The organism is Serratia sp. PF-27 (assembly GCF_030053255.1).
Lineage (GTDB): Bacteria > Pseudomonadota > Gammaproteobacteria > Enterobacterales > Enterobacteriaceae > Serratia > Serratia bockelmannii.
In genome coordinates, this window is the sequence record NZ_JASGBT010000022.1 from 86,950 (window position 1) to 108,111 (window position 21,162).

Annotated in this window: 4 protein-coding genes; 1 reads left to right on the forward strand and 3 read right to left on the reverse strand. The window is 63.7% G+C overall.

Annotated features, from left to right (window positions below):
* The first annotated feature begins 387 nt into the window (after window positions 1–387).
* Complete coding sequence (locus QMZ29_RS19940; RefSeq protein WP_282980867.1) at window positions 388–18,168, forward strand: non-ribosomal peptide synthetase; 17,781 nt, start codon at window positions 388–390, stop codon at window positions 18,166–18,168.
* Window positions 18,169–18,210: 42 nt separating this feature from the next.
* Here QMZ29_RS19940 and QMZ29_RS19945 read toward each other — a convergent pair whose 3' ends face one another.
* The 3 genes from QMZ29_RS19945 to lpxO form a co-directional block, all read right to left on the reverse strand.
* Complete coding sequence (locus QMZ29_RS19945; protein ID WP_169540440.1) at window positions 18,211–18,909, reverse strand: CTP synthase C-terminal region-related (seleno)protein; 699 nt, start codon at window positions 18,907–18,909, stop codon at window positions 18,211–18,213.
* A gap of 113 nt (window positions 18,910–19,022) precedes the next feature.
* Window positions 19,023–19,943, reverse strand: a complete 921-nt coding sequence (lpxP, locus tag QMZ29_RS19950) for a kdo(2)-lipid IV(A) palmitoleoyltransferase (RefSeq protein ID WP_016930250.1) — start codon at window positions 19,941–19,943, stop codon at window positions 19,023–19,025.
* Window positions 19,944–20,246: 303 nt separating this feature from the next.
* Complete coding sequence (lpxO, locus tag QMZ29_RS19955) at window positions 20,247–21,152, reverse strand: lipid A hydroxylase LpxO (protein ID WP_025304427.1); 906 nt, start codon at window positions 21,150–21,152, stop codon at window positions 20,247–20,249.
* Between the last annotated feature and the right edge of the window lie 10 nt (window positions 21,153–21,162).

Below are 21,162 nucleotides of genomic sequence, written 5' to 3' on the forward strand. Positions count from 1 at the left end.
ATTGATATGGAGAGGCTCTTATCGTAAGTATTGTTGCACATTAACTGTGGTGAATAATACAAAAGAATATGAATTTCTCTCTAATTATATCGGATTAATACAAGAGGAATTCGCTCGTCATCCCTGAGTAATATCGGGGAAATAAAATGGTCATTTATTCCCTTTCGCACATTTCGCCAAAAAAAATATCCTCTCCTATACTTCACAGCTCTACAAATTGAGGCACAGGGGGGAACCTCTGGATTAACCATTTCATTCTTTCTTAGTTGGGGGAGACCCAGCTTTTCTACGGTTTTTTATTCTGACTTGAACTGTCGGACGGCCAGGCTTTGCCTAAATCCGGACGGTCCCTTTCATTAACGTAATGAAAACGTGCTAGAGAATATTATGAACAAACAAACTGATGTGAAGAGTGGGGAATTCCGTACGGGTGCTCATATTTCGTTGGAAAAAGTCGAACTGCATGAAATTACCACCGCTCAGCGCGAGCTTTGGCTGAGCGCCAGCATGTCTGAAGGCTTGCCATTCAATATGTGGGGATACGGCACGATACAAGGGCCGTTGCAGATAGCCCTGCTGCGCCAGGCGATAGACGCGATCATTGAAGAAACGCCGGCGATGCAGGCCCATTTCACCGAACAAGACGGCGAGCTTTATCAATACCGTGCGGCGCGCAGTCATGACCCGCTTTCCGTGCATGACTTCAGCAGCCAGGAATACCCTGAGCTGGCGGCGCAGCGCTGGATGCGGCAAGATGCCGATCGCGTGATCTCCGCGCTGGATCAGGACCTGTTCGGTTTTGCCTTACTGACGTTGGCGCCGGGCAACTATATCCTTTACCGACGTTTTCACCACATGCTGGTAGATGGCCGCAGCGCCGAAGAGTTTATGCGTCGTATCGCGCTGTATTACAACGCATTAGCTGAGAAAAAAAACATTCCTGAATTCAGTAATTGCAGTTTTACCCGGCTCTATGAACACGACCTGCAGTACCGCGATTCTTCCCGCTTCGCCACCGATAAACAGTTCTGGCAAGGCTATACGCTCGCCGCGCCTCATAGCCTGACGCGTCAGGAGAAACTCGTCCCTTATTCGTCCATGCAAATCAGCAATCACACATTAAAAATAAATGAGATAGCGGCGATTGATCGGGGGGCGGAAAAAGCCGGCGTACATCGCGCTCATATATTGGCGGCGGCCGTCGCATTATGTTTCCATAGTATTACTGGTCAGACCTTATTGAATTTCAGCCTGCCGGTGACCGGTACGCGAGAGCGAAACAGTATTGGTATGACTGCGAATGTGGTGCCACTGATTTTAGCTATTAACCCTGAAAGTCGTCTGGCTGATTTTGCACAACAGGTCGCTGCGGAAATAGCCAAAGTGGTTCGTCGGCAATTATATCGCGGTGAGGATATTCGTCGCGATCGCAGCACCATGAGTTCATCCTGGTTTGGTCCCGCCATCAATATCGTTTCCTTCGATCATGGCGATCCGTTTTGGGGATGTAAGACACGTTGGTACTACGGTGGCAACATCGCCGTCAGCGATATGCAAATTCTATTTTACGAAGATCAGCAGGCGCAAGAGTTGGACGTCATGTTTGCCGATGCGCCGCATGCCCATTCATTAAGCCAGCTTGAGAGTTTACAACGGCGTTTCCAATTTATTCTGCGGCTCCTCTCTGAACAACCTGAAGGCAGCATTGCCCAGGTGATGCAACAGATCTCTGCGCAGCCTGAAGCGGACGTCAGCGGCAGTTTCTATGATCTCCGTCGACTGCCGCCGGCCGCCGGCTTCATCCGCTGGGATCGCCCTGCTGCTGAGCTGGTGCGCCTCGCGACGTCACTCGGCCATCCTGCGGGGAATTGCCCGCTGAAAATCCTGTTGGCCGACCGGGCGCTGGGCGTTGGGCGCCTGGAAATGCTGCCTGACGCCGACAATGCGCCACCCGGTACGCTGCTCTGCGTCGACGATGCGGGTTGGAATATCGCCACGGCGGAAGGGGCGGTGCGGATCGGGGGCTGGTTCACCGCCGAAGGCGAGCTGACGGCGGGGGAAGCGCTGGCGCAGCTGCACGGTTTGACGGTGGGCGAGCCGTTACCGTTGCTTGATCCTTCGCAGGCGAAACGATTGGAGGAGCGACAGGCGGCCGGTGGGCATCATGCGGCCTTCTGGCAACCGCGATTGGCGCAGTTTGCCCCGGCGGCGTTCCCGGTGGCCTGGCAGCGCGAAGCCCGGCCGGCATGGCAGGCTACGGCCTGGCAACACGCGGGCAAGATCGAGGTTGAAGCGGTGTTGACCGGGCTGGCGCTGTATCTGGGATTGATGGGCGGCGAAAGTGATTTCCAACTTGGCTGGCTGAACGCGACGGACGACGTCATCGGCGAACCGGGCCAGGTTTGGACACTGCCGCTGCAGATCTCGCTGAATCCGACGCTGGGTTTCGCCGAGGCGCAGGTGCAGATGCGACGCGAATGGCAGCAGGCGCGCGCGCGTCGCGCCTACCATCCGGCATTGCTCGGCCTGGACACGCGTTCGCGCGCCTGGTCAACCGTCGTGACGCTATTGCGCCGCGACACCTCGCCGGGATTCGACGACAGTCAGGAGGGCGCAGCGGCGGTGAAACGCTCCGGCGCTCGGGCAGTGCTGCAAATCTGTGAAAGCAACGCCGCTTTCCGTTGGGTGTACGACAGCGCCGCGGTGGGGGACGAGCAGATGCTGCGTGCCGCGCAGCATCTGCTATTGCTGCTCCGGCAGGCCGCTGCGGCGCCGAATGCGCCGGTGCGAGGCGATCGTTTACTGAGCCAGGCGGAGCGAGAGCTATTGCTCAACGTGCGCAACCGCACGCACCGGGCTTTCCCGCAGGCGTCGAGCGTGTCGGCCCTGTTTGAAGCGCAGGCGCGGCGTACGCCGACGGTGCCGGCGCTGTCTCAGGGGGCGATGTCGCTGAGCTATGCGGAATTGAACGCGCGCGCCAACCGGCTGGCGCATTACCTGACGGCACGCGGCGTAGGGCCGGAAAGCCGCGTAGCGGTCTGCGCCGCGCGCAGCCCGGAGATGATCGTCGCACTGCTGGCGATCCTGAAAGCCGGCGGCGCCTATGTGCCGCTGGATCCGGCTTATCCCGCTGAGCGTCTGCACTATATCGTGCAGGACTGCGCGCCGGCGCTGCTGTTGGCGGATAGTACCGGCCGCGCCGCGCTGGGGGCGGTAGCAGCGCCGTTGTTGGCGCTGGAAGACGCGCTGCCAGAGCAGGATCACGACCTGCCGCCGCGCGCGCAGCCAGGCAGCCTGGCGTATGTGGTTTACACCTCGGGCTCGACCGGCAAACCGAAAGGGGTAATGGTGGAGCAGGCGCACCTGATCAACCTGATCATGTGGCACTGCGAAGCGACCGGTTTGCAGGCTGGTGAGCGAACGACCAGCATGGCGGGGTTGGGTTTTGACGCCAGCGTTTGGGAAATCTGGCCGACGTTGACGCAGGGGGCGACGCTGCTGCTGCCACCGGCAGAGGCGGCGGGCAATGGCGAAGCGCTGCTGCAATGGTGGCGTGGCAGCGGTGTGCAGGTCGGGTTTATGGTGACGCCGCTGGCTGAGATCGCACTGATGGGCGAGATGCCTGCCGATCTGCGGATGCTGCTGATCGGCGGCGACAGCATTCGCCGCTGGCCGCTGCCGGCGCCGCCTGGTGTAACCATTGTGAATAACTATGGGCCGACGGAGACGACCGTGGTAGCGACTTCGGGCGAGCCGGCGGTCGGTACGGCGATGCCGTCTATCGGCCGGCCTATCGCCAACGGCCGGGCGTACTTGCTGGATGACGATGGCCAGCCGGTACCGCTGGGCGCCGTGGGTGAACTGTATATCGGCGGCGCGCAGGTGGCGCGCGGTTACCTGAACCAGCCGGCGCTGACGGCGGAGCGTTTCCTGGCCGATCCTTTCGCGCCGGGCGACCGCATGTACCGCACCGGCGATCTGGCGCGCTATATGCCGGATGGCAGCCTGGAGTATCTGGGCCGCAACGATCTGCAGGTAAAAATTCGCGGCTTCCGCATTGAATGCGGTGAAATCGAGTCGCAGCTGGCTATGCATGCCGCCGTGCGCGACGCGGTGGTGGATGCGCTCACGGATGGCGAAGGCGACAAACGTCTGGTGGCCTGGATCGTGCCGCAGCCGGAGGCGGAGCGTGAGGCGCTGGCGCAGACGTTGCGCCGGGCACTCGCTACAACGTTGCCGGATTATATGGTGCCGACGGCCTTTGTGTGGCTGGAGGCGCTGCCGCTGTCGCCGAACGGCAAACTGGATCGGCGCGCGTTGCCGGTACCGGCGCCGGACGCCACCATGCGCGAAGCCTATGTCGAGCCACAGGGGGAAACCGAAACGCTGCTGGCTCAGATTTGGCAGGGGTTGCTGAGCGTTGAACGCGTGGGGCGTCACGACAACTTCTTCGAGTTGGGCGGCCATTCGCTGTTGGCGGTGAAGCTGATGGCGCAGCTGCGCCAGGCCGGGCTGTCGGCGAGCGTTCAGGCGCTGTTCTCCACGCCAACGCTGTCGGCTCTGGCACAAACGCTGGTGTCGCAGCAGCGGATTCAGGTGCCGGAAAACGTGATTGCGCCGGGCTGCCGTGCAATCACGCCGCAGATGCTGCCGCTGGCCGATCTGACTCAGGCGGAGATCGATCAGATCGTCGACGGTGTGGAGGGGGGCATCGACAACGTACAGGATATCTACGCCCTTTCCCCGTTGCAGGAAGGGATCTTGTTCCACCACATGCTGGCGGAAGAGGGCGACCCCTACCTGCTGTCGGCACTGCTGCGTTTCGACAGCCGGGCGCGTTTCGATCGCTGGCTGGCGGCGATGCAGCAGGTGGTGGAGCGTCATGACATTTTGCGCACGGCCTTTGTCGGTGCGGGGCTGTCCGAACCGGTACAGGTCGTCTGGCGTCGGGCGCGTTTAGCGGTGATCGAGCTGGCGCTGGATCCGGCCGAGGGGCCGGTCGGCCGTCAGCTGGAAGCGCGCTTCGACCCCCGACGGATCCGGCAGGATCTGACGCGGGCACCGCTGCTGTATTACGTTATCGCCGAAGAGAGCGACGGCAGCTGGTACGTCTTGCAGCAGTGGCACCACCTGATTGGCGACCACTCGACGCTGGCGATGATGGGAGAAGAAGTCAACGCCATTCTGGCCGGGCGCGGCGATACGCTGGGCTGCGCGCAGCCGTTCCGCAATGCGGTGGCGCAAGCGCGTTTGGGGCTCAGCGAACAGGAACATGAGCGTTTCTTCCGCGGCATGCTGGCGGATATCGACGAACCGGTGCTGCCGTTCGGGCTCGGCAACGTACACGGCGACGGACAGTGCGCCAATACCGGCCGTCTGGCGCTGGCGCCTGCGCTGAATGCCGGCCTGCGTCGACAGGCGAAGCGGCTGGGCGTCAGCCTGGCCAGCCTGTGTCATCTGGCCTGGGCGCAGGTGCTGGCGCGCACCAGCGGGCGTGATGCCGTGGTGTTCGGCACGGTGCTGCTGGGCCGCATGGAATCGGGCGAAGGCGCCGACCGGGCGCTGGGGCTATTCATCAATACGCTGCCGCTGCGGCTGGATATGGACGGGCGCAGCGTTGAGGCGTCGGTGCGGCAGGCGCATGCGCACCTGAGCGGCTTGCTGGCGCATGAGCACGCCTCGCTGGCGTTGGCGCAGCGCTGCAGCGGCGTGAAAAGCGGTGCGCCGCTGTTCAGTGCGCTGCTGAACTACCGCCACAACGACGGGGAAGCCTTGGCGCTGCCGGAAGGGGTCAGCCTGATCGGCGCGGACGAACGCACCAACTACCCGTTCGTGCTGTCGGTGGACGACGGCATGGATTCGCTGGCGTTGACGGCGCAGGTCATCGACCCCATTGAAGCCTCGCGGGTGTGCCGCTATATGCAACAGGCGTTGACCGCTCTGGTGAATGCGCTGGAACACACGCCGGAAATGCCGGTGCGTGAACTGTCGATTCTGCCGGACGACGAGTACGCCTTGCTGATCAATGGTTGGAACGCAACGGCACAGCCTTATCCGCAGGACGTTTGCCTGCATGGGCTATTTGAAGCGCAGGTGCGCCGCACGCCGGACGCCGTGGCGCTGGTTTGCGGCGACGCCGAACTGAGCTACGCCCAACTGAACGCGCAGGCCAATCGCCTGGCGCACGCGCTGATGCAGCGCGGCGTCGGGCCGGATTGCCGGGTGGCAGTGTGCGCCGAGCGCAGCCTGGCGATGGTGACGGCATTGTTCGGCATCCTCAAGGCCGGCGGCGCCTATGTGCCTCTGGATCCGGCTTATCCGGGCGAACGTCTGCAATATATCCTGCAGGACGCCGATCCGATGCTGCTGCTGGCGGACGCCGCCGGCCGCGCGGCGCTGGGCGAACACGCGGTGCCGCTGCTGGCGCTGGATGAACCGTTGCCGGACGATCTGAACGCCGATAACCCGGCGCCGCGCGCGCAGCCCAATCATTTGGCCTACGTGATTTATACCTCCGGCTCGACCGGAAAACCGAAAGGCGCGATGAATGAGCATCGCGGCATCGTTAACCGCCTGATCTGGATGCAGCAGGCTTATGGGTTGACGCCGGCGGATACGGTGCTGCAGAAAACGCCGTTCGGCTTCGACGTCTCGGTGTGGGAATTCTTCTGGCCGTTGATGTATGGCGCGCGCCTGGTGATGGCGCGCCCGGAAGGCCACAAGGATCCGGAGTACCTGAGCCGCGCCATTGAACAGTATGGCGTGACAACGCTGCACTTTGTGCCGTCGATGCTGCAAAGCTTCCTGCTGTATGAAGGCGCGAGCCGCCGCTGTGGGCAGGTGGTGCGCGTCATGTGCAGCGGCGAGGCGCTGCCCGCCTCGCTGGTGGCGGAGTTCTACCGCCAGATGCCGCATGTCGAGTTGCATAACCTCTATGGTCCGACCGAAGCGGCGGTGGACGTGACCGCTTGGCACTGCACCCGCCAACCCGGGCTGGTGTCGGTGCCCATTGGGCGGCCGGTGGCCAATACGCGGATCTATCTGCTCGATGAACAAGGGCAGCCGGTGCCGCTGGGGGCGGTTGGCGAGCTGTATATCGGCGGCATCCAGGTAGCGCGCGGCTATTTCAACCGGCCTGAACTGACGGCGGAGCGCTTCCTGGCCGATCCGTTCGATGCCGGCCACGGCGGCCGCATGTACCGCACCGGCGACGTGGCCCGCTACCTGCCGGACGGCAATATCGAGTATCTGGGCCGCAACGATCAGCAGGTGAAGATCCGCGGTTTCCGTATCGAATGCGGCGAGATAGAGGCGGCGCTGGCCGCGCATCCGCAGGTGCGCGAAGCCGTGGTGGATGCGCACGGCGGCGACGGCGGTGAGAAACGCCTGATCGCCTGGGTGGTGCCGCAGCCAGGTGCCGATGAGGCGTCGCTGGCGGAGGTGCTGCGCCGGCATTTGGCCGACAAACTGCCGGATTACATGGTGCCGGCCGCTTGCGTGCTGCTGGAGGCGCTGCCGCTGTCACCAAACGGCAAGCTCGATCGCCGCGCATTGCCCGACCCGTCGGGCGAGGCCTATCGTCGTGAAGCCTACGAGGCGCCGCTGGGGGACGTCGAGCAGCGTCTGGCTGCGCTGTGGGAAGAACTGCTGGGCGTGGATCAGGTTGGCCGCAACGACAGCTTCTTCGCCCTGGGCGGCCATTCGTTGTTGGCGGTGCGTTTGGCCAACCGCCTGCAGCAAAGCGGGTTGCCGCTGTCGCTGCAGGCGCTGTTCGCCAACCCGGTCCTGCAGGCGCTGGCGCGCCAGATCACGCAGGCGGAAAGCCTGCCGCCGATTCTGCCTGCGCCGCGCGATGCGGCCTTACCGCTGTCGTTCGCTCAGCAGCGCCTGTGGTTCCTGACCCAACTGGACGGCATGAGCGAAATTTACCACATGCCGCTGGCGCTGCGGCTGCGTGGGCCGCTGAATCTGGCCGCCTGGCAGAGCAGCCTCGACGCGCTTTATGCGCGCCACGACGCGTTGCGTACCGTCTTTATCAGCCGCGACGGCCAGCCGCAGGCGCTCATTTTGCCGATCGCCGGTTTGCCGCTGACGATCCACGATCTGCGCGGTGACGCGGATGCGCAGGCGCGTGCCGCCATGCTGATACGGGAAGAGGCTGCGGCGCCCTTTGATCTGGCCGGGGGCCCGCTGTTGCGCGCCAGCCTTATCCGGCTGAGCGACGAGGAACAGCTGTTCACGTTGACCTGCCACCACATCATTTCCGATGGTTGGTCGAACGGCATATTGCTGCGGGAGCTGGGTGCGTTGTATGGCGCGTTGTGTCGCGGCGAACCATCGCCGCTGCCGCCGCTGGCGTTGCAATACGCGGATTACGCCCACTGGCAGCGGCAATGGCTGCAGCCGGCGCGGTTGTCGAAGCAGGCCGATTATTGGCGCCAGACGTTGGGCGATGCGCCAGCGCTGTTGACGCTGCCGACCGACCGTCCGCGCCCGGCGGTGCAGTCATTCGCCGGGGATCGGGTGGCCGTCTCGCTCGATGCCGAACTGACTGCAGCGCTGAGGCAATTCAGCCTGCGTCAGGGATGCACGCTGTTCATCACGCTGTTGACGGCGTGGAGCGTCGTGCTGTCCCGTTTGTCGGGGCAGCGCGATCTGGTGATCGGCACGCCGGAGGCCAACCGTCGCCGGCTGGAAACGGAGCCGATGATCGGCTTCTTCGTCAGCACCTTGGCGCTGCGCATCGATCTGTCCGACGATCCGGATTTGTCGACGTTGGCGCTGCGCGTGCGCGATACGCTGCTGGCGGCGCGCGATCATGGCGATCTGCCTTTCGAGCAGGTGGTTGAACAGGTGAACCCGCCGCGTCATCGTGGCCATACTCCGTTGTTCCAGGTGATGCTGAGCTGGCAGGACGGTTCGGTGCACGACATCGGCCTGCCGGGGCTGCAGGCGGAAGCGATCGATGCCGGCTATGCCGCGGCGAAATATGACATGACGCTGGATCTGACCGAGATCGGCGAAGAGATCGCCGGTTCGCTGTATTACGCCACCGCGCTGTTCGATCGTGAAACCGCCGAGCGCTACGGGATCTATCTGCGCCAGGTGTTGCAGAGCATCGCGTTGGCGGCGCCGCAGCCGGTTTCGCAGCTTGCGCTGTTGCCGCAGAACGAACGGCAGCGGTTGTTGCATGGCTGGAACCGGACGCCGGACGAACCGCGGGCGGATCTCTGCCCGCACCATCACCTGGAGCGGCTGGCGCTGCGCACGCCAGAGGCGATCGCCGTGGTGTGCGGAGAAGAACGCCTCAGCTATCGGGCGCTCAATGAACGAGCCAACGCGTTGGCGCAGGTGTTGATCGCGCGCGGCGTCGGGCCCGATCGTCTGGTGGCGCTGTGTGCGGAGCGCAGCACGCCGATGCTGGTCGGGTTGCTGGCGATCCTGAAAGCGGGCGGCGCCTATGTGCCGCTCGATCCGGCTTATACCGGCGAACGTCTGGAGTACATTTTACACGATGCCCGGCCGGTGTTGCTGCTGGCCGACGCCGCAGGGCGTTCGGCGCTGAGCGGGGCTGATGTGCCGACGATGGCGCTGGAGGAAGACTGGGGCACCGAGGCCGCCAATCCGCAGGTTGCGGGGCTGACGGCGGCCAATCTGGCCTATGTGATCTATACCTCCGGATCGACCGGTAAGCCGAAAGGCGTGATGGTGGAACACCGTCAGGTTGAGCGCCTGTTTACCGCGACCGACGCCGGTTTCGGCTTTGACGCCGGGGATGTCTGGTGTCTGTTCCACTCGTTCGCCTTCGATTTCTCGGTATGGGAAATCTGGGGCGCGTGGCGCCACGGCGGCCGGTTGGTGATCGTGCCGCAGGAAACGGCGCGCTCTGCCCCCGCGTTCTATCAGTTGGTTTGTCACCAGGGCGTGACGGTGCTGAATCAGACGCCAAGCGCCTTTAAAGCGTTCATTCAAGCTCAGGACGACACGCCGCATCGGCTGCGCTACATCGTCTTCGGCGGCGAAATGCTGAATCCGGCCGATCTGGCGCCGTGGTATGCCCGTAATCGGCCGGACGCGCCGCGGTTAATCAATATGTACGGCATAACGGAAACGACGGTGCACGTCACCTACCGGGAAATGTCTCCTGCGGACATCACCGGCAGCGGCAGCCCGATCGGCCGCCGCATCCCGGATCTGCGCCTGTATCTGCTTGACGAACACGGTCAGCCGGTGGCGCAGGGCGCAGTGGGTGAGCTGTATGTCGGCGGGCTGGGCGTGGCGCGCGGCTACCTGAATCGGCCGGAGCTGAATGCGCAACGTTTCCTCGACGATCCTTTCGTGGCGGGAGAACGGATGTATCGCGCCGGCGATCTGGCGCGCTATCTGCCGAACGGTGAGCTGGAGTACCTGGGGCGCAACGACCAGCAGGTGAAAATTCGCGGTTTCCGCATTGAGTGCGGTGAGGTGGAGGCGGCGCTGCTGGACCATCCTGAGGTCCGCAGCGTGGCGGTTGACGCCTGGCAGGACAACGGCGGCGACAAACGTTTGGTGGCCTGGGCGGTGCCGGGCGAAGAGGGAGATCGGGAAACGCTGGCGCTGCGGCTGCGCCAGCATCTGGCCGGCCGTCTGCCGGACTATATGGTGCCGACGGCCTTTGTGTGGCTGGACGCGTTGCCGCTGACCACCAACGGCAAACTGGACAAACGCGCGCTGCCGGCGCCTGAGCTGGGGGCCGCCGCGCGCGCCGTTTATGAAGCGCCGGCCAATGAACGAGAACGCCTGCTGGCGTCCATCTGGCGTCAGTTGCTGAATGTTGAACGCGTAGGTCGTCATGATGATTTCTTCGCTCTGGGCGGACATTCGCTGCTGGCGGTACAGTTGGCCAATCGGGTACAGCAGGCCGGCTGGCGGCTGCCGCTGTCGGCGCTGTTCGCTGCGCCGGTGTTGCAGGCGCTGGCGCAGTGGCTGGAACGGGAGGGGGCGACGCAGCCGACGGCCATCGTGCCGACCCCACGTCACGACGCATTGCCGTTGTCGTTTGCCCAGCAGCGGCTGTGGTTCCTGAGCCAAATGGGCGGGATCGGCGAGACTTACCATATCCCTCTGGCGTTGCGCCTTGACGGCGACCTGGATGCGCCGGCGTTCCAACGCAGCCTCGACGCGCTGTATGCCCGCCACGAAGCCTTGCGCAGCGTGTTTGTTTGCCAGGATGGGCAACCTCAGGTGCGGATCTTGCCGGAGGCGGCCATGCCGCTGGCGCATCACGACTTGCGCGGCGAGCGTCATGCGGAGCAACGTTTGCACGCGCTAGCCGAAACGGCGATGAAAGCGCCGTTCGATCTGGAAAGGGGGCCGCTGGTGCGGGCTTGCTTGCTGCAAGTGAGCGAGCGGCGGCATCTGTTCCTGCTGACCTGCCACCATATCGTTTCCGACGGCTGGTCTACCGGGATCCTGATGCGGGAGTTGAGCGCATTGTATGGCGCCTTCCAACGCGGTGAACCGTCTCCGCTGCCGCCGCTGGCGGTGCACTATGTCGATTATGCCGTTTGGCAGCGCCAGTGGCTGACGCAGGAACGGTTGGCCGAGCAGGCGGCGTTCTGGCGCCAGACGCTGGGCGATGCGCCGGCGCTGCTGACGCTGCCGACCGATCGGCCGCGTCCGGCGATGCAGTCGTTCGCCGGCGGCGAGGTGCCTCTGGTTATCGACGCGGCGCTCACCGACGCGCTGCGGCGGTTGAGCCGCCAATACGGCGGCACGCTGTTCATGACGGTGCTGGCCGCCTGGAGTTTGGTGTTGTCCCGCATGGCCGGCCAACCGCAGGTGGTGATTGGCACCCCGGAGGCCAACCGCAGCAGGCTGGAAATCGAACCGCTGGCCGGCTTCTTCGTTAGCACGCTGGCGATGCATGTCGATCTGCGCGGTGAGCCGACGCTGAAAATCTTGCTCGAACGCGTGCGCGAGACGGTATTGGCGGCGCGGGAAAACGGCGATCTGCCGTTTGAACAGGTGGTGGAGGTGGTCAATCCGCCGCGCCAGCTGGACGCGACGCCGCTGTTCCAGGTGATGCTGGCCTGGCAGGACGGCTCGGTGCGCGATATCGCATTGCCGGGCCTGCAAACGACGGATGCCGGGCTGAGCTATGACGTCGCGAAATTCGACATGACGCTCGAGTTGGCGGAAAGCGGCAGCGGCATTGTCGGCTCGTTGAACTACGCCAGCGCCTTGTTCGATCGCGACACGGCGGTGCGCTACGGCGCGTATCTGCAGCAGGCGCTGCGAGCGATGGCGGCGGATCTTGACCAGCCGGCGGCGCGCGTCGATCTGCTGCCTGCGGCCGAACGTCAGCTGCTGCTGCACGAGTGGAACCGCACCGAGCGGGCGTATCCGGCGCAGGCGTGCGTGCATCAACTGTTCGACGAGCAGGCGCGGCGCACGCCGCAGGCGACGGCGTTGGTCGATGGCGAGCAGCTTATTTGCTACTCGCAGTTGGCGGAGCACGCCAATCGGCTGGCCTGGCGCCTGATTAAGGCGGGCGTGGAGCCCGGCCAGCGCGTGGCGGTCCGGTTTGAGCGCAGCGCCGCCCTGGTGATCGCCCAATTGGCGATCCTTAAGGCCGGTGCTGCCTATGTGCCGGTTGATCCGCAGCTGCCGGCCGGCCGCCAGAACTGGATCATCGCCGACAGCGGTGCAGTACTGTTGCTGAATGGCGGCGAGGACGACACGCAGATCGGCGTCGGCGTCGCTCGTCTGCCTCAAAGCGATGACGCGGACCTGCTGTCCGGCGCGCCGATATTGGCGAGCAACAGTCTGGATCTGGCCTACATCATGTACACCTCCGGCTCAACCGGTAAGCCGAAAGGCGTGATGGTGCCGCATCAGGGGATCAACCGACTGGTGATCAATAACGGTTATGCGGAGTTCAGCGACTCGGATCGTATCGCTTTCGCCATCAACCCGGCGTTCGATCCGGCGACGCTGGAAGTTTGGGGAGCCTTGCTGAACGGCGCCGCGCTGGTGGTAGTGCCGCCGGCGGTCTTGCTGGACGCCTCGGCGTTCGCCGATTTGCTGACGCGCCAGGCGATTACGGTGCTGGTGCTGCCAACCTCGCTGTTCAATCAGCATGCGCACAGCATTCCCGCGACGTTAGCGGGGCTGAAATACCTGATCAGCGGCGGCGAAGCGGCGGATCCTCATGCCTATACCCGGGTGCTGAAGGAGGGGGGCCGGGTGCAGCTGATCAACGGATACGGCCCGACGGAAGCCACCACTGCCGCTACCTCGGCGCACATCACCGTGGCGGCGGGGCGGCACCGTTTGCCGATTGGCCGGCCGATCGGTAATACGCGGGTGTATCTGCTGGACGAACATCGCCAGCCGGTGCCGCTGGGCGCGATCGGCGAGCTGTATATCGGCGGCGTGGGCGTGGCGCTGGGTTACCTTAATCGCGAAGACCTCACGGCCGAGCGTTTCCTGGCGGATCCGTTTAACGAGGGAGGCCGCATGTATCGCACCGGCGATTTAGCGCGCTATCTGCCGGACGGCAACCTCGATTACTGCGGACGCAACGATCAGCAGGTGAAGATCCGCGGCTTCCGCATCGAGTGCAGCGAGATTGAAGTCCTGCTGGAAATGCACCCGGCGGTGCGCGAAGCGGTGGTTGACGTGCGCGGTGCGCATTCTGCGTTGATCGCCTGGATCGTGCCGCAAGCCGAGGCCGAGGGCCGCGATCTGACCGACGAGCTGCGGCGGCATTTGGCGGCGCAGCTGCCGGACTACATGGTGCCGGCGGCCTGTCTGATGCTTGCCGACTTGCCGTTGACCCCGAATGGTAAAGTGGATCGCCGCGCGTTGCCGACGCCACAGGCCGGCGACTTTGCGCGCGTGGGCCATGAAGCGCCTCAGGGCGACACGGAAACCCTGTTGGCGGCGATCTGGGGTGAATTGCTCGGTCTGCCGAATGTCGGCCGACATGACAATTTCTTCGAGTTGGGCGGGCATTCGCTGCTGGCGGTGAAACTGATCGCGGAGCTGCGTCGCTGCGGCCTGACGGCGAACGTGCAAACGCTGTTTACCGCCCCGACGCTGGCCTCGCTGGCGGAGGCGCTGGAGGCGCGCTGCGAAATCGAGATCCCCGAGAACCTGCTGCGGCCGGATAGCGCGCGCATCACGCCTGAGTTGCTGCCGCTGGCCTCGCTGAACCAGGTTGAGATCGACAGCATCGTGGCGCGCGTGCCGGGCGGGGTGGCCAACGTGCAGGATATCTATGCGTTGTCGCCGTTGCAGGAGGGGATTCTGTTCCACCACCTGTTGGCGGAACGGGGCGATCCGTACCTGCTGTCTACGCTGTTGCGCTTTGAGAACCGCGAGCGTCTGGATCGTTGGCGGGCCGCGATGCAACAGGTGATCGATCGCCACGATATTCTGCGCACAGCGTTCATCAGTGAGGCGATCCGCGAGCCGGTACAGGTCGTTTGGCGCGCCGCCGCGCTGCCGTGGACTGAGCTGACGCTCGATCCGGCGCAGGGGGCGATTGGCGATCAACTGCTGGCGCGCTTCGATCCGCAGCATGCGCGTCTGGATCTCAGCCGTGCGCCGCTGCTGAACGTCGTGGTGGCGCAAGATAGCGATGGCGGCTGGTGGATGCTGCAGCAATGGCATCATTTGGTGGGGGATCATTCCACGGCGGCATTGATCGAAGAAGAGATCGCCGCGATCCTCGCCGGCAAAGGCGCCGAGCTGGGCGCCGCGCCGCCGTTCCGCAATGCGGTGGCGCAGGCGCGTTTGAGCATCAGCGCGCAAGAACATGAAACCTTCTTCCGCGCCATGCTGGCGGACATCGAAGAGCCGGTGCTGCCGTTCGGGCTCGGCAACGTGCGCGGCGATGGCAAGGGCGTCACCACGGCGCACCAGCCTATCGACAAGGCGCTGAACGAACGTCTGCGGCATCAGGCCAAACGGTTGGGCGTGAGCCTGGCCAGCCTGTGCCATTTGGCCTGGGCGCAGGTCTTGGCCCGCACCAGCGGCCACGACCGCGTGGTGTTCGGTACCGTGCTGCTGGGACGCATGCAGGCGGGGGAAGGCGCCGAGCGAGCGATGGGGCTGTTTATCAATACCTTGCCGCTGCGCCTCGACATCGGCGATGACGATGTGGCGACGGCGGCGCGCCAGGCCCACGCGCGGCTGAGCGGGTTGCTGCAGCATGAGCACGCGCCGCTGGCGCTGGCGCAGCGCTGCAGCGGCGTGGCGGCGGGGATGCCGCTGTTCAGCGCGTTGCTCAACTATCGCCACAACAACGGCAGCGAGCTGGTGTTGCCGGAAGGCATGACGCTGTTGAGCGCGCAGGAGCGCACCAACTATCCGTTCGTCCTGTCGGTGGAAGACGGCGGCGACTCTCTGGGGCTGACGGCGCAGGTCAGCGAACCGGTGCCGGCGGCGAGGATCTGCGGCTATATGCAACAGGCGCTGGCCTCATTGGCGCAGGCGTTGGAAAGCCAGCCGACCCTGCCGGCGAGCGAGCTGGAGATCCTGCCGCCGTCTGAGCGCCGGCTGCTGCTGGAGGAATGGAATCAGACGACGGCGCCTTATCCGGCAGAGCTTTGCGTGCATCAGCTGTTTGAACGCCAGGCGCAGCGTGCGCCGCAGGCTGTCGCGATCGTGCAAGGCGACCGTCGGATCGGCTATGCGGCGTTGAATGCCCAGGCTAACCGGCTGGCGCATGCTCTGATCGCCCACGGCATTCAACCGGGCGAGCGCGTGGCGACGCGTCTGACGCGCAGCATCGATCTGGTGGCGACGCAACTGGCGATCTTCAAGGCCGGCGCGGTGTATGTACCTATCGACCCGCAGCTGCCAGCGGCGCGTCAGCAGTGGATCCTGGAGGACAGCGGCGCGCGCCTTATCGTCGGTGAAGCGACGGACGGGGATACCTTGCCGCTGCTGCGGCCGGCAATCTCCGGCGGTGACGAGAACGACCCGGCGCTGTCGCTGTCGAGCGCTGAGGTGGCATACATCATGTACACGTCCGGCTCCACAGGGCTGCCTAAAGGCGTGATGACGCCGCACCAGGGCATCACTCGGTTGGTGATCAACAACCGTTATGCGGCGTTCGATGCGACCGAACGGGTGGCTTATGCCGCTAACCCGGCCTTCGACGCCGCGACGATGGAGGTGTGGGCGGCGTTGTTGAACGGCGGCGAACTGGTGGTGATCCCGGCGGAAACCGTGATGGATGCGGCGCGCTTGAGCGCCGCATTGACGCAGCATCGCGTGACGACGCTGTTCCTGACGACCGCGTTGTTCAATCAGTATGTGTACAGCATGGGCGCGACGCTCGCCCAGCTGCGCTATCTGATCTGCGGTGGGGAAAAGGAGGAGCCGAGCGCCTTCGAACGCCTGCTGCAGGAAGCGGGGCCGGTACAGCTGATCCATGCCTATGGGCCGACGGAAGCGACGACCTTCGCCACGACGGCGGCGATCGCCGAGGTGCAAGGCGCCATGCGTTTGCCGATCGGTTTACCGATCGGCAACACCCGCGCCTATGTGCTGGATGCGCGCGGCCGACCGGCGCCGCTGGGCGTGATTGGCGAGCTGTATATCGGCGGCGTCGGCGTGGCGCTGGGGTACCTCAACCGGCCGGAACTGACCGCGGAACGTTTCCTGAACGATCCGTTTAACCCGGGCGGGCGCATGTATCGCACCGGCGATCTGGTGCGTTACCGGGCGGACGGCAACCTCGAGTATCAGCGACGCAACGATCGTCAGGTGAAAATTCGCGGCTTCCGTATCGAGATGGGTGAGATAGAGGCGCGCCTGGCGGCGCACCCGGCGGTGAACGAAGCGGTGGTCGATGCCTGCTGCGTCGGTGCGGATACGCGGTTGATCGCCTGGATCAGCGTGCGTGAGAACGTGGCGAGCGACGGGTTGGCCGGTGAGCTGCGTCAGCACCTGGCGGCGCAACTGCCGGACTATATGCTGCCTGCGGCCTTTGTCTGGCTGGCGGCGATGCCGCTGACGCCAAACGGCAAGATTGATCGGCGGGCTCTGCCGGCGCCGGAGATGGCCGCCGCCGCAGGCGAAGCCTACGAAGCGCCGCGCGGCGATACCGAGACGCTGTTGGCGCAGGCGTGGGCGGAGTTGCTGGGGCTGCCGCAGATCGGCAGACACGACAACTTCTTCGAACTGGGCGGCCATTCGCTGCTGGCGGTCCGTCAGGCCAGCCTGGCGCAGCAGTGGGGGATCGCACTGCAGGTGCAGGCGATCTTTGACCACCCGGTGCTGGCGGATCTGGCGGCGCATGTCGAGCAGCGCACGGGCGGACAGCCGCTCAGGGCATTACCGGCGCGCCGCAGCGGCCAGCGCCCGCCGGTCTTCTTCATGCCGACCGGTTATGGCGATCACTCCTATGTTTATGAAATAGCCAAAGAGATCGATGCGGACTTCCCGATTTATGCCGTGCCGTGGCCAGAGATGACCGACGCGCCGCCGGCAACGATGGAGGCGATGGCGGAGATCGTTGCCGGCGTTATCCGGCAGGCGCAAGCCAGCGGGCCGTATCACCTGTTCGGTTACTCTTCGGGCGGGATCTTGACCTACATGGTGGCGGAACGGCTGCAGGCGGAGGGGGAAGAGGTGGCGCTGGTGGGCCTGCTCGACACCCTGCGGCCGCAGCAGGCGATGCGCGATGCGACACAGCTATTCCTCAGTTGGCTGGAGGTGGAACATCCGACGCTGGAGGCGCCGCTGTTCTCCCGCCTGCAGCCGCTGTCGGTGGAGGAGGCGTTGGCGGTGCTGCACGGCCAGGGCATCAGCACTTTCCTCGACGATCCGCTGAAGGAAGCCGCGTTATGGCGCAAGCGTTATCACTATGCGACCCTGGTCGGCGCCAGCGTCATCCGGCCGCTCGGCCTTAATCTGCACCTGTTTAAAGCGGTGGAGGAGATGCCCGGCTTGCTGAACGACGATCTGGAAGCCTACTGGCAGCGCATCAAGCCGGCGGGTTACAACCGCCGCGACGGCTCGGCACTCGGCTGGGAGGGGCATTTGCCGGCGTCGGCGGTGACGGTCAACCTGGTTGATGGCGATCATGTCACCATGATGTCGGAAGCCGTGAACCGGCGCGGCTTAGGGGAGCGCATCAGCGCCGTGCTGAATTCGCTCGTCCGACGCTGACCGCGTTGCTTGTCAATGAAGCCCTCGCAGGAGGGCTTTTTTTTACCCGTTGGCGGCTGTTTTGACGAGTTCCACCACCAGCGGTGAAAGCTCGCCGCGCAGCGCGGCGCGTTCCGACTGGAACAGCGTGGCGACGTAAAAACGCCGGCCCGGCAGTTCGATGGCGCGCACGTCGCCTTCGCTGTCGTGGCCGCTGATGATCAGCGGGAAGCGCTCAAGATCGGCGACGAATTCCGGATTCACGCCAAAGTTGCAGTGGTAGCCTTCATGGGTGTTCAGGCTGCCGTAGGCCTGTGCGACGCGGGTGTCGGGCTGAAAAACGATGTCGCCGGTTTTTTCCACCAGCGAGCAACTCAGCGGGGCGATCACCAGCCGGCCACCGCTGTCGGTTTCCGCATGGCCGGCGTCGTGCCAGCCCATCACGTTGCGGGCGTATTCGACGATGGCGTATTGAAAACCACCGCAGGAGCCGAGGAACGGCACGTCGTTTTCCCGCGCATGACGGATCGCCATAAAGGCGCCGTCGTCGTAACGATACGGGCTGCCTGGCACCACCCAGATGGCGTCGAAATTTTGCAGCGTTTCGGGGGAGATCAAGGTTTCGGTCGGTAGCCACTGGGGCTGCACGTCAATATCGAGATGGGCGGCGGTGAGCTGGAGCGCCACGGGGATGGCCTGATGGGCCACGGCTTGCGGGTTGTAATCACCGACCAGAGCAATGCGAACTTGAGCTTTCATCATTTCCGTTCCTGTGCGGGTAAAGAAGGAGATTACAGGAAAGTAGAGTGTCGAGCCGCCGTTTTTTAAAAGTGGCGCACAAAAAAGCCCGGCATTGGCCGGGCTGAAAAAAAAGGTCAGTACAGCGAGGGCGCACCAGCCGGTCGGGTTTTGAAACGGCGGTGCAGCCACATGTATTGCTCCGGCGCTCGCATGATCTCTTTCTCGATCACTTTGTTCATGTAAGCCGCCGCCGCCTGTTCGTCGCTGAGTGGATAGTCTTCCAGGGCCGGCTGGATCAGCAGGTCGTAGCCGCGGCCGCCTTCGCGGCGGATCAGCACTACCGGCACCAGCGCCGGGTTGGCCATGCGCGCCAGCATAAAGGTGCCGCTGGTGGTAGCGGCCTGATCGACGGCGAACAGCGGGGCGAATACGCTGCCGCGCGGGCCGTAGTCCTGATCCGGCGCGAACCATACCGCCTCGCCGCGCTTGAGCGCGTGCACCATGCCACGCAGATCTTTGCGGTCGATCATCGCCTTGTTGGAACGCATGCGGCCTTTGGTCTGCGCCCACTCCATCGCTTTATTGTTGTGCGGACGGTACATCGCCATCATCGGCTGGCACAGGCCCATTGCCCGGCCGCCCAGCTCCAGCGACATGAAGTGCACGCCGATCACCAGCACGCCGCGATCGTCGCGCTGCGCCATTTTGAGGTGGTTGATGCCGGAGACGTTGAACCAGCGTTTGACGCGTTTATCCGACCAGAACCAGGCCATGCCGGTTTCCAACAGGCCCATGCCGAGCGATTCGAAGTTGCCCACCACCTTGCGCTCGCGCTGCGCTTCGTCCATCTCGGGGAAACACAGCTCGAGGTTGCGACGAGTGATGGTGACGCGGCGTTTGAGAAATCGCATCGAGGTACGCCCCATCCACACTCCCAGCCGATTGAGCAACGGGTAGGGGAGCTGGACCAGCAGGAACAGCAGGGCGAGGCCGAACCAGGTTAACCAGTAGCGCGGGTGCAGCAAGGCCAGTTGAAATGCTTTGGCTGATTTCATAGAAACTCTTTTTATACGTTAAAAGGGGCAGCAAGCTGTAACGCATATAAAGGTTCCACTCGATAGCGATACGACTACTCAGACACCCAGGTACGGCCAGGGTTTAGTCGGAATTCCATAATTGACTAAACATTTACATTCGAAGGGCGGTTTGCGCTGCTATCAGGCTTCGGAGGGATAGCTGTTGGCCAGCGGAGGCGGCTCTAGGAACGTGTATGTTAACACAGGGTACGGGGTGTGGCGGAAGAGGGGCATGCGAATATTCTCATTCGCGTTGCCCCTGTGTTGACGATTGGCGACGGTTTACAGGCTGGGGAGGATGATGGCGGCGAAAATAGCGACGATCACCAGCCACTTCAGCAGGTAGTAACCACGGCGGTTGCGCGCTTTCAGGCGTTGGCCGGCATCGCGCACTGCGTTGACGTACTTGAAGATGCGGTTGATGCCGCCGGTGCGGTCCTGATCGTCGTTCGGCGAGCTGGCTGCCGACATCAGCGTGGCGCCGACCCAGTGGTTGACCGCCTGCGCCCAGCGCCATTTCATCGGCCGTTCGACGTCGCAAAACAGAATGATGCGCGTCTGATCGGTGGCGTTCTGCGCCCAGTGCACGTAGGTTTCATCAAAGATCACCGCCTCGCCGTCACGCCAACTGTGCTGCTCGCCATCGACCTCGATGAAGCAGCGATCGTCGTTGGGCGTCATCAGCCCCAGATGGTAGCGCACCGAGCCGGCGTAAGGATCGCGGTGTTTACCTAAATGGCTGCCGGGCGGCAGCTCGGCGAACATCGCGGCCTTGACCGACGGGATGCGGTTGAGCAGCTCGACGGTTTTCGGGCACAGCGTTTGCGCCGAAGGGTGGCTGTCGCTGTACCACTTCAGATAAAAACGTTTCCAGCCGCGCTTGAAGAAGGTGTTGAATCCGGCGTCGTTGTGCGACTGCGCCTTTTTGATGTGATCCTGCAAGCGCACCGCTTCCTCGCGGATCACCTGCCAGTTGTCGGTCAGCGTCTGCAGCTCCGGGAAGCCTTTTTCGTCGAAATAGGGCTGTTTGGCGGGCAAACGGGAGAAGCCGGTCATAAACATGTTGATCGGCCCCATAAAGGTGGAGTGATCGAACAGTTGGCGGGTAAGCTTTTGTTTCTCTTTGCCGCGGGAGTGTGCGTAGAGGAAGCTGATGATAAAAATGCCGATAATGATCGCGGCAACCATAGAATCCATC

Coding starts and splice junctions, on each gene's coding strand:
- QMZ29_RS19940 (WP_282980867.1), top strand. CDS start 388: ATGAACAAACAAACTGATGTGAAGAGTGGGGAATTCCGTACGGGTGCT.
- QMZ29_RS19945 (WP_169540440.1), bottom strand. CDS start 18,909: ATGATGAAAGCTCAAGTTCGCATTGCTCTGGTCGGTGATTACAACCCG.
- lpxP (WP_016930250.1), bottom strand. CDS start 19,943: ATGAAATCAGCCAAAGCATTTCAACTGGCCTTGCTGCACCCGCGCTAC.
- lpxO (WP_025304427.1), bottom strand. CDS start 21,152: ATGGTTGCCGCGATCATTATCGGCATTTTTATCATCAGCTTCCTCTAC.